Here is a 26,829-nt window from a genome sequence, read left to right as displayed (position 1 = left end):
TCAAGCTCCCTGACATTATCGAAGCCATTTTCAGTTATAATCACTGTGATTTTTAAATAGCCGAGCTACAACATGAACCGCAAGAAAAAAATTAAGCAGATCCACACCAAGCGACTAAAACAGGCCAAGGCTAAATTAGCGCCAAAAAATAACAAACCGCGCTACATATCTAAAGCAGATAGAGCAAAGCTTGAAGAAACCTCGGAGACTCCTTCAGAGGTTTAAACTTTGACGCTAGAAGCTCTCTTTAAATACATGCCAACGGTAACGGCGGAAACTCTTACCCAGGCTCACACAGCCACCTCCATCACAACACAAACTTAAACTGGCACCTTTAAATCTCTACTGATAATATAAGTACTGTATATATAAACAGTACTTATTATGTTGCGCTTTATTCCTATCTACTCCAGCGCCGGTATCAGTGGTTTTGAATCACCTGCAGCGGAATATACCGAGCTAGCACTGTCACTCGATCAGCTACTCATTGATCACCCTCATGCAACCTACCTAGGCTTTGTTGAAGGTGGCTCTATGCGTGGTGTTGGAATATTCCCAAATGACCTTCTTGTCGTTTCACGAGCCGAAACGGTGAAGGAAGGCGATGTAATTGTTGCCACGCTAAATGGCAACTTCGTCTGCAAAATCGCGAGCATCAAAGAGAGAAAACTTCTTTCTTCTGCTCCCGGCCATAAACCCTACCAACTATCCGAACAGGATGAATTTTCTATCGAGGGTGTGGTTACACGTTCTATTCGATTATTTCGCCCATTAAAGAAGGGGCTCAATTAAGATGTACGCCCTGATCGATACTTCCGGAATGTACGCTTCATGCGAGAAAATATTTGACCCTACAATTCGAAAGCGCCCAGTTGTTGTCCTTAGTAATAATGACGGCTGCATTGTCGCAACCTGCCCTATTGCTAAAAAGATGGGCATTCCCAAATTTGGTCCCTATTTCAAAATCAAAGACCAACTAGACAGAGCAGGCGTAGTTGCCCGATCCAGCAACTATGAGCTTTATGCTGATATATCTTCACGCATGATGGAACTCTGCGCCTCTTTTGCTCCAGAACAACACATCTACTCTATAGATGAATGCTTTTTACGCTTTGACCACTACATACCACCCGAAGGCTGGTATGAGCTGAGTATGAAAATCAGAAGGAAGGTATGGAAGGAGGTAAGGCTCCCCGTAGGCGTAGGCTTTGGCCCAACCCCAACCTTAGCAAAAGCTGCTAATCACGCGAGTAAAAAACTACCCGGCTTCAGCGGTGTTGCCGTTATCGATAACGACCAAATCAGAAAGCAGATTCTGCAGCAGATGGAAATTAGGGATGTTTGGGGAGTCGGACGACGCATAGGTGAGCGACTCAACCTTCTCGGCGTCAAAACGGCTTGGCAGCTAGCACAAACGAAACCCGCGTTGATGAAAAAGCACTTCTCCATCTTAATCGCTAATACAGCAGAAGAACTCAATGGTTTAACAAGAATAAGCTGGGACGATGTTCGCTCACCCAAAAAGCAGATTTACTCCACACGCTCTTTTGGACAACGCATCACAGGACTCACCGATCTAAAACAGGCACTTGCTACACACGCAACCATCGCCGCGCAAAAACTAAGGGCCCAAGAGAGTGCTACCAGCAATATCATTGTTTTTGCACACAACTCTATCCACGATAAGGAATCATTTTTCAAACGCTCTGCATTCCACCAATTTGCTACTCCCACATGCGATACTGCAGTCATAGTGAAAGTAACAAGCCAACTGGCTGAGCAGATATACCAAACAGGAATCAGATACTACAAAGCCGGAATAGGCCTGTTAGAAATATCTACTGCAACCCCCTATCAGCCAGATATATTTACCCCTTCCGCTGACCAGCCAGAACTGATGAAGTGCCTGGATCAAATCAATTCAAAATACGGTCGAGACACCCTCCACCTAGCCCGTCAAGGCATTCAACAGAACTTTAAAATGAAACGGGAACTGTTATCTCCAAGGTATACGACACGGATAGAAGATATTCCTGTGTTTGAATGTTCGTAAACAACAGATACAAAAAGCACCGCGTTAAGCGAAGCTTTTTCGTTTTTAATAGATGACGGTCAGGGAGGGGTTATTCCACCCCTTCGAGGCCGTGGTCGCAGGCTCCCACGTTGTCTCGCTGCGCTCGGCTCAAACCCTCTTCTCGGGTTGTCATCCCTCCAAACTTCAGATACAAAAAAGCCCCGCAGTTAAGCGAGGCTTTTTGGTTTTTAATAGATCGCGGTCAGGGAGGGATTATTTCACCCCTTCGGGGCCGTGGTAGCAGGCTCCCACGTTGTCTCGCTACGCTCGGCTCAAACCCTCTTCTCGGGTTCTCATCCCTCTGAACTGTAGATACAAAAAAGCCCCGCGGTTAAGCGAGGCTTTTTCGTTTTTAATAGATGGCGGTCAGGGAGGGATTCGAACCCTCGATACGTTTCCGTATACACACTTTCCAGGCGTGCTCCTTCGGCCACTCGGACACCTGACCATCCTGCAATTAGTGGAGCTGATATGCTCAACACCAACGCGGCGCGAATTGTATCACAGCACTGACTGACCGCAAGCGGTTTGGTTAAAAAAGGCAAACAATTTCAGTAATTCATACTACAAATATCAAAGGATCAATAAATAGCCTAGTTTTATTGGTTGTACACTGAACAACTGTGAGTAAACTAAACGCTCAAAAATAAAAAATTATAAATATAAAATCTAAAATGCGGCCCATAACTGACCTTAAAAGCACACTATTCAACTCTCTCTATCGAGCTGCTTTGATTAGCTGCTTATTTGCAGCCATGATCGTATTTGCATTGATCTTTCTTTCTATCGAAAAGGATCTTCGGCAAGAGGGTCAATATCTTGGACAGTTAGTATTTAAAGATCTGCGCCAAGCGATGAATCAGGGCACCAGTTATGAGGAAGTTAATCAGCTCATTGATTCAATGAATGAGGATGCACCCGATATCACCTATAGCATGTATCGCGGAGCAGCCGTTCAGCAGCAGTTTGGTGGTGATCGAGCAATCACCGAAGAGATAAGCCAGCTGTTAGGCAGCAAACAGGATGCAACTCAGATCGAATCGCTGGATCAGATTCATTATTACCATGCTTTCAGATTCAAACAGGAGTGCTTAGCCTGTCATACCGAAGCACACCAAGGTGAGATAGCCGGCGTGTTGGACGTGACCTTTCCCGCACACAGAGTCCGCCTTCCTGTAAGCGAAGTTCTGATGGGTTTATTCTTAGTCTTCTCTATTACCGTTATCTCTTCCTACCTCTTTCTCTCTCGCGATCTTTTTGCCCATATAGTTAAACCTTTAAAACGCCTAGAAAGAAAGCTCAAAGAAACTGAAGGTCACCACAACCTTAATGAAAAGCTAGCACTCGACTCAGAGCTAGAAGAGATCAATAGCATTGAGCACTCTTTTAACTCTCAACAAGCGTTATTACAGACTGCCTTTCAGCAGGTAGAAGAGTTATCTATCTACGATAAGTTAACGGGGACCTACAGCCGTCATCAATTAGAGCGATTACTCGATGAAGAGAGATCTAGAGCTGATCGGCAGAATAGGCCTTTAACCATCAGCATGATCGATATGAATGGGTTTAAGCAGATCAATGATGTGTTTGGTCATCATGCTGGCGATTGCATTCTGATTCACTTCTGCCAGATTCTGTCAGAGAACCTGCGCACGACAGACAAAGTCATTCGCTATGGTGGAGATGAGTTCATCATCTTGTTACCAGACAGTTCGCAGGATGTAGCGAGTGAGCTTATTCAGCGTATTGAAGAGATCGCACACAGCAGCCCTTATCACTATAAAGGCCAAGGCATCATTGCGAAGTTCAGCTATGGCAGCGTGGAATACCCAAGCGAATCAGATGCTGATGAAGCAAAAGATCTATTACAGATTGCAGATGAAAGAATGTATTCCGACAAACAACGTAGAAAACAGAAATAGCAGGGATAAAAAAGGCCCGGTTATAGAAAACCGGGCCAAGTAATACCTGGAAGGTATAAGATGTTTAATTAGTCAGCTTGACGACGTAAGAATGCAGGAATGTCTAAGAATTCCATGTCGTCAGTACCAGTCTTTTGCATAACTGGCTGTTCAGATTCTACTTCGCGGTGAATCTCTACTGGTTGAGCACGTTCTCTTGGCTGGGAATCACGAGCAGTTCGCATTACTGCCGGCAACTCTAGCTGATCGAAATCAGACGCAGCGCCCGCAGCCGTTGCAACAGCAGACGCACGACCTGTGCCTGTGTTAACAACTTCTACATGCTGCTGTTCAGCTCGCCCCAAGCCTGTTGCAACCACTGTTACTGTAAGCTCGTCAGTAAGCTCAGGATCAATAACAGTACCTACAACGATAGTGGCGTTCTCGGAAGCATACTCTTCAACGATGTTACCCACTTCCGAGAACTCGCCTAAGCTCAGATCAAGACCAGCGGTGATATTTACCAAAATACCACTCGCCCCCTTCAGGTCTACGTCTTCTAGCAAAGGACTATTAATCGCAGCTTCCGTCGCTTCAGTCGCACGGTCTTCGCCACGGCCACTACCGCTACCCATCATCGCCATGCCCATTTCAGACATAACGGTGCGCACATCTGCAAAGTCGACGTTGATCATACCCGGACGGATGATCAGATCAGCGATACCTTGCACCGCGCCTTTCAATACATCGTTACATGTATTGAAAGCATTAATCAGACTGGTGTTCTTACCCAGTACTGGAAGTAACTTTTCATTAGGAATGATGATCAAAGAATCAACATTCTCTTTCAGTTCCTGTATACCTTCGTCCGCAATTTTAAGGCGCTTACGACCTTCAAATGAAAACGGCTTAGTTACGACAGCAACTGTTAAAATACCTAGGCTACGCGCAACTTCAGCTACGATTGGCGCTGCACCAGTACCTGTACCACCGCCCATACCAGCCGTGATAAATACCATGTCCGCACCATCTAGCATTTCAGCTAAACGCTCACGATCTTCAAGTGCAGCCTGACGGCCAACTTCTGGGTTTGCACCCGCACCAAGACCTTTAGTTAGTTCGCCACCGATCTGGATAACTGTTTTAGAATGCATGTTATCCAAAGCTTGGGCATCTGTGTTTGCACAGATGAACTCAACACCATCTACTGCAGAGCTAACCATGTGCTGAACAGCGTTACCGCCGCCACCGCCGACACCTACAACTTTAATTACGGCGCTTTGAGGAATGCTATCCGCTAACTCAAACATACCGATCTCCTTCCAGATTATGCGCTTTTATAATTGAACAGCGCTTAGTTATTTTCTATTCCGATTAGCCTTTGACTGGGATCAGAAATTGCCCTGAAACCACGTCTTCATCTTGCTTAGTACGCTTGCTTGTTCAACCAGCTCGATCTCTGCAACCTCAGGTTGAGCAGGTTCGCCACCCTGATCTTCATGCGCGTACTGAAGTAACCCGATACTTGTTGCAAAAATTGGGTTACCTAAAATATCTTCCATTCCACGAACACCATGCGGTGATGCCAAGCGAACCGGCATGTGGAAAATTTCCTCTGCTAACTCAACCGCACCTTCCATTTTGGAAGTACCGCCCGTTAACACAATGCCCGCCGCAACCAGGTCTTCAAAACCACTGCGACGCAACTCTGCTTGTACTAAATTGAAAAGCTCTTCATAACGCGGCTCAACAACTTCAGCAAGCGCCTGACGCGACAATGTACGCGCTGGACGATCACCGACTCCAGGCACCATGATTGTTTCATCGGGACCTGCTAGCTGCGCTAAAGCACAAGCATATTTAATCTTTATCTCTTCCGCGTGCTGCATAGGTGTGCGTAAAGCCATCGCTATGTCATTAGTTACCTGATCACCCGCAATAGGGATCACAGCGGTATGACGAATCGCACCACCTGTAAAGATCGAAATATCAGAAGTACCACCACCGATATCGACCATACAAACGCCGAGTTCTTTTTCATCTTCAGTCAAAACAGAGTAACTGGATGCAACTTGCTCCAGCACTAAGTTATCAACCTCTAAACCACAACGGCGTACACACTTCTCGATATTCTGAGCGGCATTCACCGAACCTGTGACTAGGTGAACTTTAGCCTCTAAACGTACGCCCGACATGCCTAGTGGTTCACGAATACCTTCGGAATTATCGATTTCATATTCTTGCGGCAAGATATGCAGAATCTTCTGATCCGCTGGAATCGCAACTGCACGGGCAGCATCGATTACGCGATCAAGATCGTAATCTGTTACTTCACGGTCACGAACAGCGACAATACCGTGAGAGTTAAGGCTATTAATATGACTACCGGCGATACCTGCTGTTACAGAGTGAACTTTACACCCTGCCATCAACTCAGCTTCTTCTACTGCACGCTGGATAGAACTCACTGTTGATTCAATATTCACGACCACGCCCTTCTTCAGGCCGCGAGACGGATGTGAACCAATACCAACAATATCGATTGAGCCGTCGATATTGATCTCTCCCACAAGGCAAACCACCTTGGAAGTCCCAATATCTAGCGCAACGATCATATTAGAGTGAGCAGTCATATATTCAGTGCCAACAATATTATTTCAAGCAACCTTAATTTTACTTATAACTAAAAACAAACCAACCTTTTTTCGATGAATTTTTTTAAATTCTGAAAGTTTATTTGCCCGTAAAATCAATTCATAAAAAAACACTATCTTTTCTTATCGGCACCTTACGGAAATTGTTGAGAAAATTTTTTCTATAAATTTCAAACAACTACGTTCACTCACTCCAGCATCAGGCTCGATTGTTTTAAATATAATCAACCGTTTCAATAGGTTAAAAAAACAACAAAAATCAAAATTTAATTTTGATTAATTAACTATAAATCAAAACTCAATATTGATTATTAATTAAAATATCAAAATTAAGTTTTGAATAATCACATAAAATCAATATTTAATTTTGATGATTTACAAACAAATCAAAATCCATTTATGATTATCTCTCCATTAATTAATGCTCATTAAACAACCAATAAACTTGTGCAAATCTGTATGAATTTTGTTCAACGCACTCAAGTTGGCCTCAAAAAAGCAATTATTTCTTGATGGTATAAGGCGGATATTCAAACCCAGAAAACAAGCTCAACACTGGACTCTGTAGAGAGCCCTAGAAAGCATAAAGAGGATAAAACTGAGAAAGGGGTAAACAGCTCAGAAAGAGCTTTTTAGTAATGATAGGCGCTATCGATTTCACGCCAATTTGAACCGCTGTTATCTAAGTAAGTACGAATGGTAGTTTCGCCATCTGCAAGGTAGCTATTGTCGAGAAAGTTATTCAAAACAGCCTCTCCCTGCGACGCTGCCGCTTTCAAGCAGAAGGATAGATAACGCGGGAATGGCAGAATATCGTTTCGCCATAGGTTACCCGCATAAAACTGCCCTACACGCTCATGATATTCTTGCTCGCTGCGGCATTTGCTATAGCGGTAGTGCTGATCACTTGAGCCTGTGCACATCAGCCCGGTCGAGCTTTGACCATCAATAAAAGTTTCTACTTCCACCCAGTTAAACCGATGCTCGCGTTCGAACAGCGCCTCGTACTCTTCTTGAGTACATTCAAACTGGCTGCAAATAATCTCACAACCGGGCGCAGGTAAAGTCGAGCAGGAGGCCAACTGTAAAGAGTCAGGATCAGCCTTATGCCGACTGATAAACACCACACCAACTTTATTGAAGATACGTTTGTAACCGGGGACAGTTACGACCCTGAAGTTCGTAAGGCCTGGAATGGTTTCCCTTGCGGAGGCTTCAGATAGAAGAGAGCCATATCCAACAATACTTATCATATAGATCTCCTATCAATTTTACTGGTCAGATTCTAAAGCGCGCTCAACAAGCTCAGAATTAAGCTTCTTCTTGCCATCTGCACCAAGGCTTTGCAGCATGGTCACCTGACTCACCAAATTACCACGCCCCGTTGATAGCCGCTTATTCGCAGTATCAAAAGCAGCTTGTGTTCTTTGCAGGTTACGCCCTACTTCATCCAGAGCGTCAATAAAGCCAACGAATTTGTCGTACAGCTCACCACCTCTGCGAGCGATCTCTTGAGCATTTTGATTCTGATGCTCGTAACGCCAGATATTGTGGATAGTTCTTAACGTCACCATCAATGTCGCAGGGCTTACCAACATGATGTTGCGATCAAACGCTTCTTTAAACAGATTAGGTTCTTTCTCTAACGCCAACAAGAAAGCGCCTTCGACTGGTATAAACAAAAGTACGAAATCGAGAGACCGAATACCCTCTAGCCCTTGGTAAGCTTTATCGCTCAGTCCTTTAATATGACCTCGCATCGAGATCAAATGCTCACGCAACATCCGCTCGCGCAGGTCTTTATCTTCTGTAGAGCAATATTGTTCATAAGCCGTAAGGGAAACCTTTGAGTCGACGATAACATCTTTACCATCCGGAAGATGAATCACCGCATCAGGCTGGTAGCGTTTACCTTGAACTGATGCTGATACTTGCAGCTCAAACTCGTAGCCTTTGCGTAAACCCGATTCCTCTAAGGCACGTTCTAGTACAACCTCGCCCCAGTTACCCTGAGTTTTGTTTTCGCCTTTCAGGGCTTGGGTCAGATTGATCGCATCTTCACTCATCTGCTGGTTAAGCTGTTTTAGATGAGATATCTGCTCATAGAGAGCTCGACGATCTTTAGATTCTTTATCGTAAACGTCTTCAACCCGACGCTTAAACTCACCCAATTGCTCCTTCAGAGGCGTCAGCAGGTGACCCATATTCTCTTGATTGCTCTGAGTGAATCGCTGAGCTTTCTCTTCAAAAATACGGTTAGCGAGATTCTGGAACTCTTGCTTTAACTGTTGGCGAGCTTGCTCTAACACTTGAAGCTTTTCAGAATGCGCTTCTTGAGTGGCTTCATATCTCGCTTCTAGATCCGCAATCACTTCATTCCGATCAGCCAACTCAAACTTGGTTTGCTCTAAGCGTTTATCAAGCTGATGCTTTTCTGTAAGCGTGTCACGTAGTCTTGGTTCTAGCGCATGCAGGCGCTCTTCGATACGTGCTTTTTGGATAGATACTTCATGATAGGCAGATTGCTGCGCAGCCAACTCCGTTTCGAGTTTCGCCTTTAACGAGATTATTGTGGTCTCGCTTTCAGCAACCTGCTGTAAGAGATCTTCTTTTTGGGAAGTCAGGTGCCTGTATATAAAGAAGAACAGGCATCCTGTAATCAATACGCCCAGCAGCAAACTATTCAGATCAAATGAAGCTAGCAGCTCAGGCATAGAAAATTACCAATAGAGATATAAAACGACTAGGGAAACCGCAGAAATAATCGATGACATAAACAGCGTTTTCAACTCACCCAGCATCGGCTGAAGAATAACTAAATGAACCACTGGGAAAGTGATGAACATACATAGCAGTGGGATCCACCAGTCTAGGTTGCTGAAACCGTACGCCATAGAGAATAGCAATGCGACAGCAGCAAGGTTACCCGCCATAACGATCGTCATCAAACCGTTACGCTTATGCGCGAATTCAGGCTTATCCTCTTCAGGCAGTTTATTGATAGCACCAGCGCTTAACGCACCAGACATAGAGAACACACCTGAGACTAGAAAAATGATAAGAGGATCGATACTAGGCACACTAAACTCCAGAACATTGTGGATCATTTAATAACTACGCCCATAACAGATCTTTTTCAGGCGCTCATGGCGGGCTATTGTAAGGCTTTTAAGGCCCACTGTTAAGAAATGGCTCCCTTTTGCATCTATTATTAGATGAGATTAAAATCCCGCCTCAATTCCATGTACACGGATTTTTAATGCAGGTTTTCAAAAGCTTACGCAAACTGCTCAACCGTCATTTCAAGAACATGAAATGGCAGGCTGTACTTGCGCTGCTTCTATTATATGGCCTAAGTAGCTGGTTGTTTTTGGAATGGGCGGGTGAATCCAACCTCACTGGCTCGGATTACATATACTGGTTAATCGTAACGGCTTCGACTGTAGGCTACGGAGATCTCTCTCCCGAAACGGCAACAGGCAAAGCATTAGTTGCGTTCTACATTATTCCTTTCGGTCTTGGTCTATTTGCACTCGTCGTCGGTAAGTTTGCTGCATTCAGTGCTTTTCAATGGAGAAAAGGTGTTATGGGTCTTAAAGAGCTCAACCTCTCAAATCATATCGTCGTCGTTGGCTGGAACGAAGTTCGCACCCTGCCTCTTCTTAAACTTCTCCAAACAGAAGCCAAGAACAACCTTAATCGAGAGATCTGTTTGTGCGTCGCCGATGAGATGGAAAATCCGATGCCAGGCCACATCGAATTTGTTCGTACCGTTTCACTAAACGATGATGAAGGCTTAAATCGTGCAAATATTGAAGATGCCTCCACAATCATTATTGATTGTGCGCATGATGATCAAACACTCAGCGCGGCTTTAAATATCTACAATCGCAATCCTCAAGCACACATCATCACCTACTTCAGGGATGAGAGCTTGAGTAACCTGCTCAAACAACACTGCCCAACCATAGAGTGCACGCCATCTGTGTCTACAGAGATGCTGGTGAAATCAGCAATGGACCCGGGCTCCAGTATTTTGCATCACGAACTTCTCAACACAACCACAGGCATGACCCAGTTCTCCGTTGTCGTACCTGAAGGTTTACCAGAGATGTCTGTACGTGATCTATACGTGCCATTAAAAGAAAATTATGGCGCGACTCTAATCGCTGTTGATCTGGATAACGACGGTAAACCAGAAGTGAACCCTTCACTCGATAAACGTGTTAGATCAGGCTGCACTATTTATTACATTGCACAGTCCCGTTTAAAAGCTTTGGACTGGGCTGCAATTACCCAACTTTCATAATTTTTAGGAGTCTCGCATGGACGCTCTACTTATCGGGCTTACCAACTTTGCTATCTATTTCGGTCTTTCACTGTTTGCCCTACTACTATTCAAAGTCATCTATACCTTCCTGACTCCTTATGATGACTGGGCGCTAGTTAAAGAAAAAAACATGGCGGCTGCCTGTGCGCTTTCCGGTGCAACCATCGGTTTCACCATTGCCCTTTCTAGCGCCATCAGCAACTCCGTATCCTTAGTAGATTTTGCTGTATGGGCAGTTATCGCGCTTGTCGCTCAGTTAATCGCTTATCTGGTTGTACGTTTGTTTATGCCTAAAATCACCCAACGCATCCAAGATGGAGAAACACCTGCTGGTATCGTACTGGGTGCGGTATCGATCGCCATCGGTATTATTAATGCAGCCTCTATGACCTACTAAGGAGGCATCAGGGATGAAACGTACAAAAATAAACCATCTGCAAAAAAGTGATTTTGCATTTGATGCTACATTGCTGAAAAACGGACTACGTCTATCAGCTGTCGCTACTGGTGCTGCACTACTGAGTGGCTGTGATTCTGAAGATGGTTACATCTACAAATCAGTCACTGCATGTGAACTAGATAACCCAGGCTATGACGATAGATGTGAAAGCGCCTATCAAAAAGCGCTAGCAGATTGGAAACGCACCGCACCTCGATATCGTAGTGAAAGCAACTGTACTTATGATTTTGGTAACCATCAGTGCTTCGAATACTCCCCCTACTTTATCCCGCTAATGACGGGCTTTATGTTGGGCGAAAATCATCGTACCGAGGAAGACTTCGATCTCGATTTCGACCGACCTAGAGGATTAGGCTATAGCACCCGAAGAGGCACCCCTGCTTTTCATCGCTGGGTAAGCTCATCTGGCGATCTATTTGGTGATTACCATAAGAACAAAGTTAAGGTCAGCTCTTCTGCATTCAAAGGCAGTAAAGGTAGTGCCCGCGTTATGGGGCGCGGTGGTTTTGGTAAAACCATCTCCAGTCGCTCTTATGGCGGTTAACCTGTAGATGCTAAGAGTCACCTGCGCCGAGCGGCCTGATTGGCGCGAAACTGCTGAACAATATGGGTTCCATTTTCATACCATGTATGGGGAGCCATATTGGGATGAATCCGCCTACTATCAGTTCTCTCTCGAACAGATAGAACAAGATATTGAAGAACCAACAGCTGAGATTCATCAGATGTGTCTGGCGGTGGTTGAGCACGTGGTAGGTGATGAGGAACTGCTACGACGCTTTCAAATCCCCGAAGCCTTTTGGGATGAGATTGCGCGCTCTTGGTTTGCCCGCGAAGACAGCCTCTACAGCCGCATCGATCTTTGTTATGACGGTAAAAGTCCTGCCAAATTCTTAGAGAATAATGCGGATACGCCCACCAGCCTTTATGAAACTGGGTTCTGGCAGTGGGTATGGCTTCAACAACAGGTGGATCGCGGTAAGCTGTCTCGTAATGCTGATCAATTTAACTCCCTGCAAGAGCGACTGATCGAGCGCTTCAAAGCACTCAAAGTTCGCCAGCCTTCTCGCTTACTGCACCTAGCAAGTTGCAAAGACACGATCGAAGATCGTGGCACTGTTCAATATCTGCAAGATTGCGCCCAACAAGCCGGCCTACTAAACGACTTCATCTATGTAGAAGATATCGGCATCAATGAAGACCAGCGCTTTGTCGATCAGCTAGGTAAACCGATCAACTGGTTGTTTAAACTTTACCCTTGGGAGTTTATGCAGCGAGAAGAATACGGTGAATACATTGTTCCAAGCGGTACCACCTTTCTAGAGCCGATCTGGAAAAGCTTAGTCTCCAACAAAGCACTACTACCTTTATTGTGGGAACTCTTTCCAAATCACCCCAACCTACTACCTGCTTATTTTGAAGATGATCCCCGTGCTGCAGAACTTACGCATTATGTCCGCAAGCCGATCTTCTCTCGCGAAGGCGCCAATATCAGCATCGTTAATCAAGGCGAAGTAGTAGCGAAAGCAGAAGGGCCCTACGGTGAAGAGGGATACATCGTTCAGGCTTGCCATCCATTACCTAAATTTGGCGACAATCACACACTGATCGGTAGCTGGTTAATAGACGATCAACCCGCTGGTATCTCCCTAAGAGAAGACAAGCAACCGATTACACAGGATCTTTCACGCTTTTTACCGCATATCATCCTTTAATAGCGATGAGTCAGTCGTAACGCAATCAGGCTAGAAAATGGTATTATGCGCGGCAATATTTATATAACGCCCAATAAAAGCTGTTTTTTCAGTTTGGGTCATGACTTTTATCACCCTCGACAACGTTAAACTAACGCCGTCGAACCTAGATTAGAGAAGATTTAAGTGGAATTTTTGGTTAACGAAGCAATTGAAGATTATGCCTTTCAAAGCACTACAGCTGAGCCTGAATTGCTGCAAGAGCTGATCGATGAAACCAACAAAAACATGGGCTGGCCGCAGAAGCTATCTGGCCGTTTAGTTGGCAGAACGCTAAAACTTCTTGCACAGTTGCACCAACCAAAGAACGTACTAGAGATTGGTATGTTCACTGGCTATTCCGCTTTATCCATCGCAGAAGGCATGCCAGAAGATGGCAAGATCATCTGCTGCGAAACGAACCCTCGCGCAATCGACTTTGCCAAAACATTCTTTGATCGTAGCCCTCACGGCCACAAGATCGAAGTAATCTTCGGCAAAGCGATCGAAACCATCGAAACGCTGGATATGGAGCTAGACTTCACTTTCATCGATGCTGATAAGCGCAACTACCTAAACTACTACCACAAGGTTCTGGAAATGACGCGCCCAGGCGGCCTGATCATTCTGGATAACATGTTGTGGTCTGGCAAAGTATTACAGCCAGAATCTGACATTGATGACGTATTAGTCGATCTAAACAAAGAGATCGCTGCAGATCCAAATGTAGAAAACCTTTTCCTAACCGTTCGCGACGGTATGAATGTGGTACGGAAACTACGTTAATGCGACACCTAATCAGTGCGATTAATTCAGACACTCCTCAGGTAGCACTTAACAGTAACGAAGCTACACCTGAGGAAAGCTATACAATCGAATCTGCAGATGCGGTGCTAAAGCTTTATCTCGATACCGATGAGAAAGCACCTTTAATGGCAGCACTACAACAAGTCCGCAATGCCATTATCGAAGATTTAGACCAAGTAGAAACTGTTGCTGAGATTTACGGTCTGATGTATTGGTTGCTAGCGGATCATGGCGTCGATAATCGCGGCGAATCTCTAGAAGAAACCGCTGATCGATTAGGCGATATCGATATAGAGAACGATACTGATCAATATGGCGAACTTATTTTCCACCTCAAAGATGCCGTAGAACGCTTGTACGATATAGAACTGGATTAACAGCACCGCTGTACGTTTAAGGGAGGCAGTATGCGCAGAGGTCATAAAATACTATGGGCGTGCCTCCTTTTAACTTTCACTTTTGTAATTGCCCTACCTTTAGCCGCTTACTTTTTCTCCCCTGTTATTGCACACAGAAGCCTACAATATTGGTTGGAGCAAAATGACTTCTCCGCTGTTGAACTGGATATGCAAACACCTAGCTGGAACGAGCTGCATATCGCTAATGTAAAACTAGAAAAACACACCCCTACTCAGATCATCAGTTATCAATCCAGCGATATCACCCTACAGTTTAATCCTTATACACTCTGGCAGGAGCAGCGCCTCAAACTGCTATCAATGCCGCGCTCAGATATAAAAATCACCTACACCACAGAACAGAGCAGTGAGAGCAATAATGAAGTGGTTGATCTAAGCCAAGCGCTACCCTCGGTTTGGTTTAATCAGATCCCGATTGATGCCATTCGAATTGGACAAGTCACTCTAGAATTGGATTACCCGGAGAACCAAAGCGATTGGCAATTTATCGGCGCACTGCTATTTGAAGACGACAAACTGTATAGCCGCGTCAAAGCCTTAAGAGACGAGAAAGATTTTGGTTGGAGCGACCTGAATCTGAACAAGCAAAATCAATTTACGTTTAGGTTGTTAGAGGATGAGGAGCCGTTCTTTAATATTGCAGGCGATCTCTCGTTTGATGACAAACTGACTTTAACCTCAGCGCAAGAGATCCAACTGGCTGGCCTGCAAAGCTGGCGACAAAAACTCGAATTGCACAACCTACCTATTCCTAAGTTGGAAGGTATGGTCGAACTGCAGGGCAAAATTCACTTCCCGCTACAAACTCGTTTCTCGCCAGATGAACTGTTAAAAAGTATCCAGATCGATCAAACCGGTAAGGCAAAAATAACTGCGTTTAACCCAATTCCGTCTCTAGAAAAAGCCTCTACCGAATTAGAAGGTGCGCTTAAGTTCTCATTGAAAGAAGCGGAGATCACGCTTAATGCCGACACCAATATACAAGTCCCCGAGCTAAAGCACCCGAGCTTAAAAGAACCGATACAAAACCTGAAAGCGACCTTACAAAAGCCACTCGCGATCAAAGCGAATATAGGCGAACTGCTTTTAGATGGTGCTTTGATACCAGATGTATCACCGCTGCATTTAGATATTGAAGCCGGTGCGATTGCACTAGAGGGAATTCATGTTTCACCTATAGGTTCTAAGTTAAGCCTCGACTCCATTGATCTGGCTAAGTCTAATATTTCCGGTTCGATTGCTATCCCTCAGCTAAACCTGAGCCAAGGGAAAACCCAATTTCCACAATTGAAACTGAGTTCTAAATTCACATGGGATAAAGATCAGTTAAGCAATCGCTATCAGGTATCGAGCAACACTCCTATAAAGCTAGATCTGAAAGGCCGTGCAAATACCACCTTAAGTAACGGCAACACTAAGCTAAATTGGTCCGTACAACCTATCAGCTTAAAAGCGATTGATCGCTCACTAGAAGCCTACGCCCCTATCCCAAAAGAGCTAAGCGTGCTTAAAGGCACATTCTTCCACAAAGGCAGCGGTAACTTAAAGAACGGCAAGTTCTCAGCACAATTTAACAACAGCATCAGAGCAGCAAATCTAAGCTGGGATGAAACCTTAATCGAAGGGCTTAATTTAGATTCAACTTCCCGACTCTCTACTTCAGGTAGATTACGCGATACAGGCAGCATTAAGCTGGATCAGGTTACAACAGGAGTTGAAATCAAAAATGTGCAAACAAGTTATCAGTATCAGCAGCGAAACAGCGGTGACCTGCTTAAACTGAAGGGTATGCAGGCTGAACTTTTTGAGGGTTTAATTAGCCTCTCAGATTTCGAGTTCAACCCAAGCAAGCCCGATATCACCAGTCAGGTTAAGGTAGACAATATAGATCTTGGCGCGGTGATGGCTTTGGAAAGGCAGCAAGGCTTATCCGGTGAAGGTAAATTGGGGGGAAGTTTCCCTCTAGCTTACAAAGATAACGCTTTTACCATCACTGATGGTGTAATCAAAGGCTTGCCGCCTGGGGGCAAAATTTTGTTTGAGCCGACCCCAGCAGTACAAGCCTATGCTGCGGCGAATGTTGGCTTAAAAATGGCGATAGAAGCGCTTCAGAATTTTCACTATGAAGAGCTGGATATAGGGCTTAACTATTTAGCGGATGGTACGGCCTTATTGGAAACCCGTTTAAAAGGTAGAAATCCAGATTGGCAAAATGGCCATCCGGTAGATTTCACGATTAATGTGGAAGAGAATATTCCTAAGTTAATCAAAACATTACAGTTTGCAGATAAATTGACGAAGACAATCGAGAAGCGTTACCGTTAACGCAGATTGAAACCAAATTTGAGGAACAACCATGAAATTAACCCATTTACTCCCACCTTTTGCGTTAGCAATTGCGTTGGCTGGTGTGAGCGGTTGTTCACCCCGCGTGGAAGTCGCGGTACCTAGCGAACCTATTACCATTAACCTCAATGTTAAAATTGAGCACGAGATTCTGGTCAAGGTTGATAGGGAAATTGATGAACTGCTCACAGAAAACAGCGATATTTTTTAAAGGGGTATGATGATGAAACAGTTTCGAACGCTATTCAGCATGATAGCCCTAGCGCTATCAATCATTGCAACACCTGCTTGGGCTATCTCTAAAGACGATGCCAAAGCTCAAGGTCTAATCGGTGAGCGTACCAACGGCTATCTAGGTATAGTGACCTCAAAGCCAACTGCAGATCTAAAATCTTTGGTTGCTGGCATTAATAAAAAGCGCCGCGCAGCTTATGACAAAGGATCTAAAAAAGCTGGTGTCGAGCGTACCGTATTTGAACTACGTATGGGTCAACGCCTTCAGGACCGCACACCTGCTGGACAATTTATCCAGCTACAAAACGGCAAGTGGCGTAAGAAGTAGTTTTCAAGATTTAGCCGAGGGGACATTTCCCTTCGGCTAATTTTATCCAAAACCACTCGCAACAAAGAAAGGGACGTTCGAATGTCAGCCCATAGCCCAAAACTGATTGCAGCGTTAACCGCTACCCTTCTCAGTACAGGCACCGCATCAGCTGATACCATCGCTTCTTTAGCCAATGACGCTAATGAATCTAATCCATGGACGCTCAATCTTTATTTTGAGAATGATCTGTTTTCCGAAACAGACCAAAACTACACCAACGGTATTAAAGCCTCTTGGGTCTCCCCTAATGTGAGCAACCATCTGGACGATCCTAATTTGCCAGAGTGGGTAGGCAAAGTTGCCCCCTATTTACCAAGGTTCGATCCACCCAATCCAACTGGCGAACCGATACAACGTAATGTTGTTGTGAGCTTAGGTCAGCAGATCTACACCCCAGAAGATCTCGAACGTTTCACCCTTGATCCCAATGATCGTCCTTATGCAGCATGGCTTTACGGTGGTCTGTCTTACCATAGCCGTACCCGCCGCTCGATGAATACAGCAGAGCTAAATATCGGTATTGTCGGCCCCTGGGCTTTTGGCGAAGAAGCTCAAGACTTTATTCATGATCTGCGAGGATTTAAAAAGTTTAATGGTTGGGATAACCAGCTTAAAAACGAGCCCGGCATTCAACTTGTTTACGAACATAAATATCGCTTCTTAGAAGGTCCGATCTCTCCACTGTTTGAATACGATACCATCTTTCATGGCGGTGGTAGCCTCGGTAATGTTGCGACCTATCTAAACGCTGGTGCTGAAGTGCGTGTCGGTTGGAATCTACCCCAAGACTTTGGCACATCTGCCCTACGCAGTGGTGGCGATAATAGCGCGCCAGGTTTGGGAGATGGACGCTACCAGCGCGGTAGCCGTGACAATAATTTGGGTGTTCACGCATTTGCGTCGATGGATGGACGCTGGGTATTAAGAGATATCTTCCTTGATGGAAATACCTTTAGAAGCAGTCACTCTGTAGATAAAGAACCTTTAGTTGGCGAAGCCGCAGTAGGTATCGCGGCTCTATATAAAGGTTGGAAACTGTCGTTTGCCAAAGTCCATCGCAGCAAAGAGTTTAAAGGCCAGCCCGACGGCCATTCCTTTGGTTCACTGAGCTTAAGTTACTCTTATAGTCTCTAAGCTATAACCTCTAAAGCAGCGCTTCAAAAAACAACTCTTAAAAAGGCTTTCATAGGAGCCTTTTTATTTATCCGATCTATAACGAATCTAGAGCAGTTTTAAAATCTCATCTTTCGACATAGGCTTAGCAAAGTAATACCCCTGCAGATATTCACAGCCCATCTGTTTGAGATAGTCAGCCTGTTCGAGTAGCTCCACCCCTTCCGCTACCAATTCCATCTGCAGACCTTTAGCCAAACCCACAATCGAGTTAGCGATACAACGATCGTTGTCGGCATCCGGTAAGCCATCTACAAACGACTTATCAATTTTTAATTTAGTCACCGGCATATGCTTTAAGCGCGAAAGCGATGAATAACCGGTGCCAAAATCATCAATCGCCATACGTACACCAAGGCTAGACAGGGCCTCTAATTGAGAGCGGACAAAAGCAGAGTTCTGACCAATCAACTCCTCAACGATTTCCAGCTCGATTTTGCAGGCAGGTAGATCGTGCTCCTGCAGTAAAGACGCAATTTCTTCGGAAAGCGCCGAGTTATGTAACTGCTCAGAGGCAATGTTCACCGAAACCCAATCGACCGATTTACCATGCTGCTCAAATGTCACCAGATCTTCACAAGCTTTCCTCAACATCAAACTGCCCAATCGTTCCATCAGACCGAGCTTTTTAGCAGTAGGTAGGAATTCAGCAGGCGAAATATATCCTTTTTCAGGGTGAGGCCAGCGCACTAACGCCTCTAACCCCATAATTTTTTCTTGCTGAGCACAATAGATAGGCTGGTAAAAAGGTACGAGCAGGGATTGTTCAATCGCTTCAACCAGATCATGTTCGAAAGTACGCTTACTTTGCAGCTGAACCAACCAGTCTTTAGCAAAATATTGTACGCCACCACGTGTGCTCTCTTTGGCTCGCCGCATAGCTAGTTCAGCACAACGCATCGGACTAGTAACCGGTTCTCCCTCTATCGGGTAGATAACCACCCCAGTGCTGCTACTGACATTGACGAACTCTTCATTGCAGATTTTCAGCGGTGTGCGACTTGTCAGTTTTAGCTCATGAGTAAGCGAGTTGAGTTGCTCTGTATCTTCAAGATTAGGAATCCATATCCCAAAGGTATCCCCACCTACCCGTGCCAAACGACAATCGATCTGACGGGTTAATTTCTCTAGGCGTCGGGCAAAGGCCACCAACAAATGATCAGCCACCATATGACCATACTGGTCATTAATGGAGGCAAATGAATCAAGGCCGATTAAAAGAAGCGCTTTTGGATTCCCACTTTCCCCACTCTCTTGTTGATTAAAGTCCAACCGCTTTTGAAACTGGTTACGCTTTTCTAACCCGGTAAGTGGATCGTACTGTTCAAGAAACTCCAGCTGCGCTCGATCTCTTAGCCACAACTCGTGTTCATTAATCATCGAGATATGATCAGCCAGTGACGCAACATAAGACATCTCGGGCATATCCCAAACGCGCTTTTCACCAACCTGTTCAAGGCATATCACGCCTTGTAACTTTCCTGAGGAGAAGATCGGAGCATCCAACATAGAACAGATATCGTTGGGGATAAGATAAGAATCGGCAAACTCTTTGGTACGCGAATCAGTAATCGCATTATCGGCATTGATTAAGCGATCTTCTGCGATGGCTCGAAAGTACTTCGGGAAATCAGTCTGGTACAGTGCTGCACCTTGGTAATACTGATCAGTTTCATGCAGATACAAAACCTCGCAGACGATTCGCTGAGCATCAGTATCTAATTTCCAGACGCTTACCCGAGAAACATTCAACTGTTCTGCACAGGACTGAATAATGTGTTTTAGCTTCGATATCCGCGGATAATCAATAAAGCCTTCCCCATGACTCAGCACTAGTAAAGATTTGTGCAGACTAATTAACTTCTCTACCGCTGGCATACCTTTCCCTACAGTGAAACTAACCTACTGATCTTTCTCCGGAAAAAGATCGGTGCTACTTACAATGATAGTTGATGATCATACATAACCAAGTTAATTGCTGTGAATTACACAGATCAATTTCCCAGCGATAAGAAGTGCTTATATAGAACAAGGTTTCCTAAAATAAACTTTTGTCTATTTTCTATCACAAAATGAGCAAAAAACGGGTATCATTAGCCACTTTTTGAGCACACCATAATCAACTGATCACAGGTAAGTTAAAAATGCCGACACAGAATCAGGCTCCGCTTTCCGTTTTGGAGCAAAAAGATGCCTTTATAGCGCGTCACATTGGACCTTCCGCAGCCGAGCAACAAGCGATGCTTGCCGAGCTTGATGTAACTGATATGGATCAGTTGATCAGCCAAACCGTACCTGAGTCTATCCAGCTCAAGTCACCGATTGGCCTACCAGAAAGCCGCTCTGAAGATGAGGTACTTGCGTACCTAAAATCTGTTGCGCAAAAGAACAAAGTAAACACATCGATGATCGGTATGGGTTATACCGACACTATCGTGCCAAACGTTATCCTACGTAACGTCTTGGAAAATCCAGGTTGGTACACGGCGTACACGCCATACCAGCCAGAAGTTTCTCAAGGTCGTTTGGAAGCGATCCTTAACTTCCAAACAATGGTGCTAGACCTAACAGGCCTAGACCTTGCCAACGCTTCCCTACTGGATGAAGCAACGGCTGCCGCTGAAGCGATGACGCTATGTAAGCGTATGTCTAAAGCGAAAAAAGCGAACACATTCCTAATCGATAGCAATGTTCACCCACAGAGTATCAGCGTTATTCAAACACGTGCTGAGCCACTAGGTTACGAAGTAATCGTGGGTGACGTAAGCGAGTTGATCGATCAGCACGAAGTATTCGGTGTACTAGTTCAGTACCCAGGTACGTATGGTGATGTGAACGACTACGCAGAGCTAATCGAGAAAGTTCACAGCAAAAAAGCGCTATTCTGTGCAGCTGCAGACATCATGAGCTTGATCATGCTGAAATCACCAGGCGAGCTAGGTGCAGACGTTGTATTCGGTTCTGCTCAGCGCTTTGGTGTACCAATGGGTTACGGTGGTCCTCACGCTGCATTCTTCGCGACTCGTGATGCTTACAAGCGTTCGGTTCCTGGCCGTATCATTGGTGTTTCTGTTGATACACGCGGTAACAAAGCACTGCGTATGGCGATGCAAACACGTGAGCAGCATATCCGTCGTGAGAAAGCGACCTCTAACATCTGTACTGCTCAGGTACTACTTGCCAACATGGCAGGCTTCTACGCGGTTTACCACGGCCCACAAGGTCTAAAAACAATCGCTAGCCGCATCAACCGTCTAACAACGATTCTTGCGAAAGGCCTACAGGCTAAAGGCGTTCAGCTACTAAACAACAGCTGGTTCGATACCCTATCCATTCAGCTAGATAACGCTGAAGAGGTTTACCAAGCTGCACTAGACGCTGGTATCAACCTACGTAAAATCAGCGATAACAAGCTTGGTATGACCTGTGATGAGTGCACTAACCGCGACATCATCAACACCCTTTGGGATTGCATCCTAGGTGCAGGTCACGGTCTAGACCTAGACAGCATCGATGCAGAGATCTCTGCTTCTGGTGAAACATCATTTGATGCAGCACTAGTACGTGAATCAGAGATTCTTCAGCACCCAGTATTCAACAGCTACCACAGCGAAACAGAGATGCTTCGCTACCTTAAGAAGCTGGAAAACAAAGATATCTCCCTTGCTCACAGCATGATCGCGCTTGGCTCTTGTACTATGAAGCTAAACGCTACAGCTGAGATGATCCCAGTGACGTGGCCTGAATTTGGTCAGATCCACCCGTTCGCACCAATGGATCAAGCACAAGGTTACAAACAGCTAATCACTGAGCTAGAAGATCAGCTAAAAGCGATCACTGGTTTTGATGCGATCTGCATGCAGCCAAACTCTGGCGCACAAGGTGAGTACGCGGGTCTATTGGCAATCCGTAACTACCACCAGTCAAACGGTGAAGCGCACCGTAACATCTGCCTAATCCCAACATCTGCACACGGTACTAACCCAGCATCAGCAGCACTGGCTGATATGAAAGTGGTACTAACAGCATGTGATGAAAACGGTAACGTAGATGTAGCTGACCTGCGCGCTAAAGCAGAACAGCACAAAGATGACCTTTCTTGTTTGATGATCACCTACCCATCTACACACGGTGTATATGAGGAAGATATCCGCGAGATCTGCCAGATCGTTCACGATAACGGTGGTCAGGTTTACATGGACGGCGCTAACCTGAATGCTCAGGTAGCGATCAGCCAGCCAGCAGAGATCGGTGCCGACGTATCGCACATGAACCTGCACAAAACATTCTGTATCCCTCACGGTGGCGGCGGTCCAGGTATGGGCCCTATCGGTGTTAAAGCACACTTGGCACCGTTTGTGGCTAACCACCCAGTACAACAGATCGAAGGCCCTAAAGCTGAGAACGGCGCAGTATCTGCTGCACCTTGGGGTAGCGCATCTATCCTTCCGATCTCTTGGGTTTACATCGCACTGATGGGCGGCACAGGCCTTCGCGCTGCAACTGAAAACGCGATCCTAAACGCTAACTACCTAGCCAAGAAACTAGGCGAAGACTTCCCTGTTCTTTACTCTGGTCGTAACGGCCGTGTTGCACACGAGTGCATCATCGACATGCGTCCACTTAAAGAAGCGTCTGGCATCACAGAAGAAGACGTAGCTAAGCGTCTGATGGACTTCGGCTTCCATGCGCCAACAATGTCCTTCCCTGTTGCAGGCACATTGATGATCGAGCCAACGGAATCTGAATCTAAAGCTGAGCTAGATCGCTTTATCGAAGCGATGAGCACAATCCGCGAAGAGATTCGTCAGGTTGAAGCAAACGAGATCGACGGCGAAAACAACCCACTACGTAATGCGCCACACACTATGGCAGACATTATCGATTCTGAGTGGAACCGTCCTTACTCACTTGAAACAGCAGCCTTCCCTGCTGATCACCTGAAAGGCAGCAAGATCTGGCCAACAGTAAACCGTATCGATAACGTATACGGCGACCGTAACCTGTTCTGTTCTTGTATTCCGGTTGAAGATTACGCTGAGTAATTCCGAATTACTTATCTGATCTAATAAAATAGGCCACTAACTTAGTGGCCTATTTTTTTTGTCTCACTTCACCATTACTTCAATACTAGTTAACTAGTAAGTCAGTGCATAGACATAATGGATCAGCTCGATGCACTGAATATCGAATTAATTACAACAATTACGTCTCTCTAAAAGCTCTATTTAAGCTTTGCGTAAACGGCTCAAGTAAATAATCCATTGGCGTGCGAGACTCAATCAAGATCATCACCTCTGCCTGCATCCCTGGATATAAGGATTTCCCATTGAGAGCCTCATTTACATCATCAACAATAATAGTCGCTTTGTAGAACGCCTCACCTGTACGATCATCTGTAAATCTATCAGCAGACACTTTTATAACCTTAGCCTGTGCTGGCTGATGATTTCTGCTATTAAAAGCGGTAAACCTAACGTGTGCAGGTAATCCGGGGCGAACAACATCGATATCCTTCGGATTAATTCGCGCGTCTACAACCAATTGTTCGCCGGAAGGTACAATACCTAACACTTCAGCCCCTGGAGCAACCACGCCTGTTTCGGTATGAATCTGTAAACCAACAATGGTTCCTGCTATAGGAGCTCTAATCTTGGTTCTGTCTAAAACATCCTTTGCAGCACGAAGCTTATCTTCCAAATCAAATAACTCTGTTTGTACAGTTCGAAGCTGCTCAACCACTTCATTTAGGTGTTCTGCATTTAAGGTACTAATTCTTAGCTCAGTTTCACCGATTCCTTTTTCCGTGCGAACGATTGCAGCTAAGTTTTTACTTCGCTCTCCTCTAACTCTGGCGGCATCCTTTTTTATAGCCAACAAACGCGACTTGCCCATAGACATCCCTTTTTGCTCTAGATAGTCATAAGCATCGATTTCCTCCTTTGCCAACAAGAGTTGCTCATATTGAGAGTGAACAGCGTTTTTGAGTCCCTTAATCTCTTCCTTAGATTGAGCAATGCGTTGCGCAAGAATCCCTTTTTTCTGTTCCAGTGATGCTCTGCGCGAGGAGAATATATTGGTTTGCGCCGTAAGGATTGCCTTAATATTTTTGTTGCCAGAGTTAATCAGGCTTTCTGGATACTTAACTTCTGATAAATCATCTCTTTCAGCTACCAGCCTTGACTGTAAGGCTATAGATGACCAATACCTATCCTCAATCAAAGACAAACTTGCTTGTGCTTGCGTATCATCAAGGCTCACCAGTATCTGTCCCGTTCTAACCTGATCTCCATCTTTAACTAAGATCTTTTTTACAATTCCCCCTTCTAGGTGCTGCACTATTTTTTGTTTGCCCTCTGATCCCACCTCACCTGTTGCAATAGCTGCACTGTCTAATGGAGAAAGTATTGACCAACCTAAAAACAAACCGAAAAAGGTAACAACAACGCAAAAACCTGCCACTGTATATTTCGATATTAATGAAGAAAGCTCTTTATCCATCACCGTCTCCCTACTTTTTAATCGTGTATGAAATAGCAGTTTTTGCAGACTTACCGATAGGAACAGCATTATTTCTTGGTGTACTTACACTAGCCGGTTGCACTTTCAATACTTCATCTCGTGGGCCAAAATTGGCAACCATTCCCTCTTGCATAAGCAATACAAGATCAGCATGTTCCAATACGGAAGGCCTGTGAGAAATCACTACAGTGGTAATATTCTTCTCTTTAACGGCTTTCAGAGCCTTCATTAGCGCACCTTCACCCTGCTGATCCAAGCTGGAATTGGGTTCGTCCAGTACAAGTAACTTAGGCTCCCCATATAAAGCTCTGGCTAAACCTATACGCTGTCTCTGCCCGCCAGACAATGACATACCATGACTGCCGATCTGGGTATCATATCCTTGCGGAAGGCGCATGATCATTTCATGCACCCCTGCCATTTTAGAGGCATTTATTATCTGATCAGTAACGCCATTGGCCATTCTGGCAATATTTTCTTTCACTGTACCTGCAAACAGCTCAACGTCCTGAGGTAGGTACCCTATATGTTTGCCTCTATCATCAGAGTGCCACATGGACATATCCATACCATCTAAACGAGCAAAGCCAGAATTGGGTTTCAGATTGCCTAATAAAAGTCGTACAAGTGTTGTTTTGCCTGAGCCAGAAGGCCCCATGATTGCCAATAGCTGTCCGGGGCCAACCCTGAAGCTAATTCCTTTCAAATATGCCTGTTGAGAACCTGGAAATGCGTAACTTAGTCCCTCAATAGATAGTTTGCCTTCAGGGTTAGGCAATTCCATTTGATCGTCATAAGCAGGGGTAGCTAGAAGTTGTTGTTTTACCCGAATGTAGGCGTCCCAAGCTGAAGTAGCAGAACGCCATGAATTAATAGATTGTTCAACAGGCTGTAATGCTCGGCCCACAAGAATAGACGCAGCAATAATAGCCCCAGCAGAAATTTCACCATTTATAGCAAGTAACGCTCCCATACCCAGAATCGCGACTTGCAGCCCCAAACGAATAAAACGACTTACAGCTCCTAACCAACCGGTAAACCCCAGAGCGCGCTGCTGACTATTAGAAGATTCATCATTCATTTTTTGCCATGAAGAGACTATTTGAGGGACCATTCCCATCGCTTCAACAACGTCTGCATTTCTTGATACTGAATCTGAAAAACCATACGCTCGTGCGACTAAAGCATTCGAGTTCTGCTGATATTTTCGGGTCAGTAACTCATTAACTACGGCAATCATAAAAATAAATAGCGCCCCTCCTAGAGCAAGGAGTCCCAAAATGGGATGTAACAAATAGAGCACTAATAGATACAAAGGCATCCAAGGAACATCCATTAACGAGAACATCGAGTTTCCAGTAATGAAACTCCTCACTGTTCCCATATCTCTCAATCCCTGACCTGATAATTCAGATTTAGTTTGTAAACTTATTTTTACTACTGAAGGTAATAACAAGCTTGAAACTTTTTTATCCATCCAAAGGCCTGTTTTAACTGCTATAGCAGAACGAATTGCCTCAAGCAGGCAGAGACACAAAATTGCTGAGATAACAATGATTGTAAGGAAAAAAAGCGTATCCAGACTACGACTACTCAAAACGCGATCGTATACCTGAAGCATGTAAAGGGGGGATGCCAATAAAAGCAAATTGATAAAAAAACTCAAAACCAAAGAGAAAATAATTGCCTTTCGTACTGATAAAATTATTTTTAACACTGGATGGTTCATCCTAAACACACTCATTATTACCAACTAGATGGTTTGCTATTTTTTAAGTAACTAGAGCCGCTGATATCTCAAGCGGC

Annotated in this window: 23 protein-coding genes, 1 tRNA gene and 2 other RNA genes; 15 read left to right on the top strand and 11 right to left on the bottom strand. The window is 44.9% G+C overall.

Annotated features, from left to right (window positions below; all coding sequences use genetic code 11):
• Positions 1-72: 72 nt before the first annotated feature.
• From ACMXYT_RS05350 to ACMXYT_RS05340, 3 genes are all read left to right on the top strand, one after another.
• On the top strand, positions 73-225 hold the full coding sequence (locus ACMXYT_RS05350; protein ID WP_415885222.1) for a DUF2986 domain-containing protein: 153 nt from the start codon (positions 73-75) through the stop codon (positions 223-225).
• A gap of 159 nt (positions 226-384) precedes the next feature.
• Positions 385-792 (top strand): S24 family peptidase, encoded by a 408-nt coding sequence (locus ACMXYT_RS05345; RefSeq protein WP_415881766.1) that lies wholly within the window; start codon positions 385-387, stop codon positions 790-792.
• 1 nt (position 793) lies between these two features.
• Positions 794-2,053: a Y-family DNA polymerase gene (locus ACMXYT_RS05340; protein WP_415911967.1), complete on the top strand. Its 1,260-nt coding sequence runs from the start codon at positions 794-796 to the stop codon at positions 2,051-2,053.
• A gap of 53 nt (positions 2,054-2,106) precedes the next feature.
• Here ACMXYT_RS05340 and ACMXYT_RS05335 read toward each other — a convergent pair.
• From ACMXYT_RS05335 to ACMXYT_RS05325, 3 genes are all read right to left on the bottom strand, one after another.
• Positions 2,107-2,228, bottom strand: a non-coding RNA gene (locus ACMXYT_RS05335) — RtT sRNA.
• Positions 2,229-2,270: 42 nt separating this feature from the next.
• Positions 2,271-2,392, bottom strand: a non-coding RNA gene (locus ACMXYT_RS05330) — RtT sRNA.
• A 42-nt stretch (positions 2,393-2,434) separates the two neighbouring features.
• Positions 2,435-2,522, bottom strand: a tRNA-Ser gene (locus tag ACMXYT_RS05325).
• A gap of 226 nt (positions 2,523-2,748) precedes the next feature.
• On the opposite strand from ACMXYT_RS05325, the gene ACMXYT_RS05320 reads away from it, so the two are divergent.
• Positions 2,749-3,996 carry a GGDEF domain-containing protein gene (locus ACMXYT_RS05320; protein ID WP_415911966.1) on the top strand — a complete coding sequence of 416 codons (1,248 nt, stop codon included), beginning with the start codon at positions 2,749-2,751 and terminating at the stop codon, positions 3,994-3,996.
• A gap of 68 nt (positions 3,997-4,064) precedes the next feature.
• On the opposite strand, the gene ftsZ is transcribed toward ACMXYT_RS05320, so the two are convergent.
• The 5 genes from ftsZ to ACMXYT_RS05295 all read right to left on the bottom strand — a co-directional run bounded on the left by ftsZ (position 4,065) and on the right by ACMXYT_RS05295 (position 9,736).
• Positions 4,065-5,285 carry a cell division protein FtsZ gene (ftsZ, locus tag ACMXYT_RS05315; protein WP_415887527.1) on the bottom strand — a complete coding sequence of 407 codons (1,221 nt, stop codon included), beginning with the start codon at positions 5,283-5,285 and terminating at the stop codon, positions 4,065-4,067.
• Positions 5,286-5,366: 81 nt separating this feature from the next.
• Positions 5,367-6,608, bottom strand: a complete 1,242-nt coding sequence (ftsA, locus tag ACMXYT_RS05310) for a cell division protein FtsA (protein WP_415881770.1) — start codon at positions 6,606-6,608, stop codon at positions 5,367-5,369.
• Positions 6,609-7,261: 653 nt separating this feature from the next.
• Positions 7,262-7,882 (bottom strand): gamma-glutamylcyclotransferase, encoded by a 621-nt coding sequence (locus tag ACMXYT_RS05305; RefSeq protein ID WP_415900537.1) that lies wholly within the window; start codon positions 7,880-7,882, stop codon positions 7,262-7,264.
• 18 nt (positions 7,883-7,900) lie between these two features.
• Complete coding sequence (rmuC, locus tag ACMXYT_RS05300) at positions 7,901-9,343, bottom strand: DNA recombination protein RmuC (protein WP_415911965.1); 1,443 nt, start codon at positions 9,341-9,343, stop codon at positions 7,901-7,903.
• Between the two features lie 6 nt (positions 9,344-9,349).
• Positions 9,350-9,736 carry a hypothetical protein gene (locus ACMXYT_RS05295; protein ID WP_415887523.1) on the bottom strand — a complete coding sequence of 129 codons (387 nt, stop codon included), beginning with the start codon at positions 9,734-9,736 and terminating at the stop codon, positions 9,350-9,352.
• A 152-nt stretch (positions 9,737-9,888) separates the two neighbouring features.
• Between ACMXYT_RS05295 and ACMXYT_RS05290 the strand changes: the two genes are divergently transcribed.
• From ACMXYT_RS05290 to ACMXYT_RS05245, 10 genes are all read left to right on the top strand, one after another.
• Positions 9,889-10,938: an ion channel gene (locus ACMXYT_RS05290; RefSeq protein ID WP_415911964.1), complete on the top strand. Its 1,050-nt coding sequence runs from the start codon at positions 9,889-9,891 to the stop codon at positions 10,936-10,938.
• A 16-nt stretch (positions 10,939-10,954) separates the two neighbouring features.
• Positions 10,955-11,356 carry a DUF350 domain-containing protein gene (locus ACMXYT_RS05285; RefSeq protein ID WP_415911963.1) on the top strand — a complete coding sequence of 134 codons (402 nt, stop codon included), beginning with the start codon at positions 10,955-10,957 and terminating at the stop codon, positions 11,354-11,356.
• Between the two features lie 13 nt (positions 11,357-11,369).
• A complete protein-coding gene (locus ACMXYT_RS05280) occupies positions 11,370-11,963 on the top strand; it encodes a DUF1190 domain-containing protein (protein WP_415911962.1) in 594 nt (197 codons plus the stop codon).
• Between the two features lie 7 nt (positions 11,964-11,970).
• Positions 11,971-13,134, top strand: coding sequence for a glutathionylspermidine synthase family protein (locus ACMXYT_RS05275; RefSeq protein ID WP_415911961.1), 1,164 nt, complete (start codon positions 11,971-11,973; stop codon positions 13,132-13,134).
• Between the two features lie 165 nt (positions 13,135-13,299).
• On the top strand, positions 13,300-13,938 hold the full coding sequence (locus tag ACMXYT_RS05270) for an O-methyltransferase (protein WP_415881778.1): 639 nt from the start codon (positions 13,300-13,302) through the stop codon (positions 13,936-13,938).
• Positions 13,938-14,336: a hypothetical protein gene (locus tag ACMXYT_RS05265; protein WP_415911960.1), complete on the top strand. Its 399-nt coding sequence runs from the start codon at positions 13,938-13,940 to the stop codon at positions 14,334-14,336. Before ACMXYT_RS05270 ends, ACMXYT_RS05265 begins: the two co-directional genes overlap by 1 nt.
• A gap of 30 nt (positions 14,337-14,366) precedes the next feature.
• Positions 14,367-16,703, top strand: a complete 2,337-nt coding sequence (locus ACMXYT_RS05260; RefSeq protein ID WP_415911959.1) for a YdbH domain-containing protein — start codon at positions 14,367-14,369, stop codon at positions 16,701-16,703.
• 31 nt (positions 16,704-16,734) lie between these two features.
• Positions 16,735-16,935 (top strand): YnbE family lipoprotein, encoded by a 201-nt coding sequence (locus ACMXYT_RS05255; RefSeq protein ID WP_415881781.1) that lies wholly within the window; start codon positions 16,735-16,737, stop codon positions 16,933-16,935.
• A 12-nt stretch (positions 16,936-16,947) separates the two neighbouring features.
• Entirely contained in the window at positions 16,948-17,286 is a 339-nt protein-coding gene (locus ACMXYT_RS05250; protein WP_415881782.1) for a YdbL family protein, read from the top strand.
• An 81-nt stretch (positions 17,287-17,367) separates the two neighbouring features.
• The gene (locus tag ACMXYT_RS05245) at positions 17,368-18,462 is read left to right on the top strand and encodes a lipid A deacylase LpxR family protein (RefSeq protein ID WP_415911958.1); all 1,095 of its coding nucleotides are present in this window, start codon (positions 17,368-17,370) and stop codon (positions 18,460-18,462) included.
• A gap of 87 nt (positions 18,463-18,549) precedes the next feature.
• Here ACMXYT_RS05245 and ACMXYT_RS05240 read toward each other — a convergent pair whose 3' ends face one another.
• A complete protein-coding gene (locus tag ACMXYT_RS05240) occupies positions 18,550-20,379 on the bottom strand; it encodes an EAL domain-containing protein (RefSeq protein ID WP_415911957.1) in 1,830 nt (609 codons plus the stop codon).
• Between the two features lie 266 nt (positions 20,380-20,645).
• Between ACMXYT_RS05240 and gcvP the strand changes: the two genes are divergently transcribed.
• Complete coding sequence (gene gcvP / locus ACMXYT_RS05235) at positions 20,646-23,546, top strand: aminomethyl-transferring glycine dehydrogenase (RefSeq protein WP_415911956.1); 2,901 nt, start codon at positions 20,646-20,648, stop codon at positions 23,544-23,546.
• Between the two features lie 160 nt (positions 23,547-23,706).
• Here the strand turns inward: gcvP and ACMXYT_RS05230 are convergent, their stop codons facing one another.
• Both ACMXYT_RS05230 and ACMXYT_RS05225 read right to left on the bottom strand, forming a co-directional pair.
• A complete protein-coding gene (locus tag ACMXYT_RS05230) occupies positions 23,707-25,002 on the bottom strand; it encodes an HlyD family type I secretion periplasmic adaptor subunit (RefSeq protein ID WP_415911955.1) in 1,296 nt (431 codons plus the stop codon).
• A gap of 10 nt (positions 25,003-25,012) precedes the next feature.
• Entirely contained in the window at positions 25,013-26,752 is a 1,740-nt protein-coding gene (locus tag ACMXYT_RS05225) for a type I secretion system permease/ATPase (RefSeq protein WP_415912195.1), read from the bottom strand.
• Between the last annotated feature and the right edge of the window lie 77 nt (positions 26,753-26,829).

The organism is Neptuniibacter sp. QD37_11, from assembly GCF_047778105.1.
Lineage (GTDB): Bacteria > Pseudomonadota > Gammaproteobacteria > Pseudomonadales > Balneatricaceae > Neptuniibacter.
The sequence above is the reverse complement of the archived record's forward strand: the minus strand, read 5'-3'. Positions and strand labels throughout refer to the sequence as shown.

Excerpts from the sequence above, each read along its gene's own strand:
- ACMXYT_RS05350 (WP_415885222.1), top strand. The coding sequence starts at position 73 with ATGAACCGCAAGAAAAAAATTAAGCAGATCCACACCAAGCGACTAAAA.
- ACMXYT_RS05345 (WP_415881766.1), top strand. The coding sequence starts at position 385 with ATGTTGCGCTTTATTCCTATCTACTCCAGCGCCGGTATCAGTGGTTTT.
- ACMXYT_RS05340 (WP_415911967.1), top strand. The coding sequence starts at position 794 with ATGTACGCCCTGATCGATACTTCCGGAATGTACGCTTCATGCGAGAAA.
- ACMXYT_RS05320 (WP_415911966.1), top strand. The coding sequence starts at position 2,749 with ATGCGGCCCATAACTGACCTTAAAAGCACACTATTCAACTCTCTCTAT.
- ftsZ (WP_415887527.1), bottom strand. The coding sequence starts at position 5,285 with ATGTTTGAGTTAGCGGATAGCATTCCTCAAAGCGCCGTAATTAAAGTT.
- ftsA (WP_415881770.1), bottom strand. The coding sequence starts at position 6,608 with ATGACTGCTCACTCTAATATGATCGTTGCGCTAGATATTGGGACTTCC.
- ACMXYT_RS05305 (WP_415900537.1), bottom strand. The coding sequence starts at position 7,882 with ATGATAAGTATTGTTGGATATGGCTCTCTTCTATCTGAAGCCTCCGCA.
- rmuC (WP_415911965.1), bottom strand. The coding sequence starts at position 9,343 with ATGCCTGAGCTGCTAGCTTCATTTGATCTGAATAGTTTGCTGCTGGGC.
- ACMXYT_RS05295 (WP_415887523.1), bottom strand. The coding sequence starts at position 9,736 with ATGATCCACAATGTTCTGGAGTTTAGTGTGCCTAGTATCGATCCTCTT.
- ACMXYT_RS05290 (WP_415911964.1), top strand. The coding sequence starts at position 9,889 with ATGCAGGTTTTCAAAAGCTTACGCAAACTGCTCAACCGTCATTTCAAG.
- ACMXYT_RS05285 (WP_415911963.1), top strand. The coding sequence starts at position 10,955 with ATGGACGCTCTACTTATCGGGCTTACCAACTTTGCTATCTATTTCGGT.
- ACMXYT_RS05280 (WP_415911962.1), top strand. The coding sequence starts at position 11,370 with ATGAAACGTACAAAAATAAACCATCTGCAAAAAAGTGATTTTGCATTT.
- ACMXYT_RS05275 (WP_415911961.1), top strand. The coding sequence starts at position 11,971 with ATGCTAAGAGTCACCTGCGCCGAGCGGCCTGATTGGCGCGAAACTGCT.
- ACMXYT_RS05265 (WP_415911960.1), top strand. The coding sequence starts at position 13,938 with ATGCGACACCTAATCAGTGCGATTAATTCAGACACTCCTCAGGTAGCA.
- ACMXYT_RS05260 (WP_415911959.1), top strand. The coding sequence starts at position 14,367 with ATGCGCAGAGGTCATAAAATACTATGGGCGTGCCTCCTTTTAACTTTC.
- ACMXYT_RS05255 (WP_415881781.1), top strand. The coding sequence starts at position 16,735 with ATGAAATTAACCCATTTACTCCCACCTTTTGCGTTAGCAATTGCGTTG.
- ACMXYT_RS05250 (WP_415881782.1), top strand. The coding sequence starts at position 16,948 with ATGAAACAGTTTCGAACGCTATTCAGCATGATAGCCCTAGCGCTATCA.
- ACMXYT_RS05245 (WP_415911958.1), top strand. The coding sequence starts at position 17,368 with ATGTCAGCCCATAGCCCAAAACTGATTGCAGCGTTAACCGCTACCCTT.
- ACMXYT_RS05240 (WP_415911957.1), bottom strand. The coding sequence starts at position 20,379 with ATGCCAGCGGTAGAGAAGTTAATTAGTCTGCACAAATCTTTACTAGTG.
- gcvP (WP_415911956.1), top strand. The coding sequence starts at position 20,646 with ATGCCGACACAGAATCAGGCTCCGCTTTCCGTTTTGGAGCAAAAAGAT.
- ACMXYT_RS05230 (WP_415911955.1), bottom strand. The coding sequence starts at position 25,002 with ATGGATAAAGAGCTTTCTTCATTAATATCGAAATATACAGTGGCAGGT.
- ACMXYT_RS05225 (WP_415912195.1), bottom strand. The coding sequence starts at position 26,752 with ATGAACCATCCAGTGTTAAAAATAATTTTATCAGTACGAAAGGCAATT.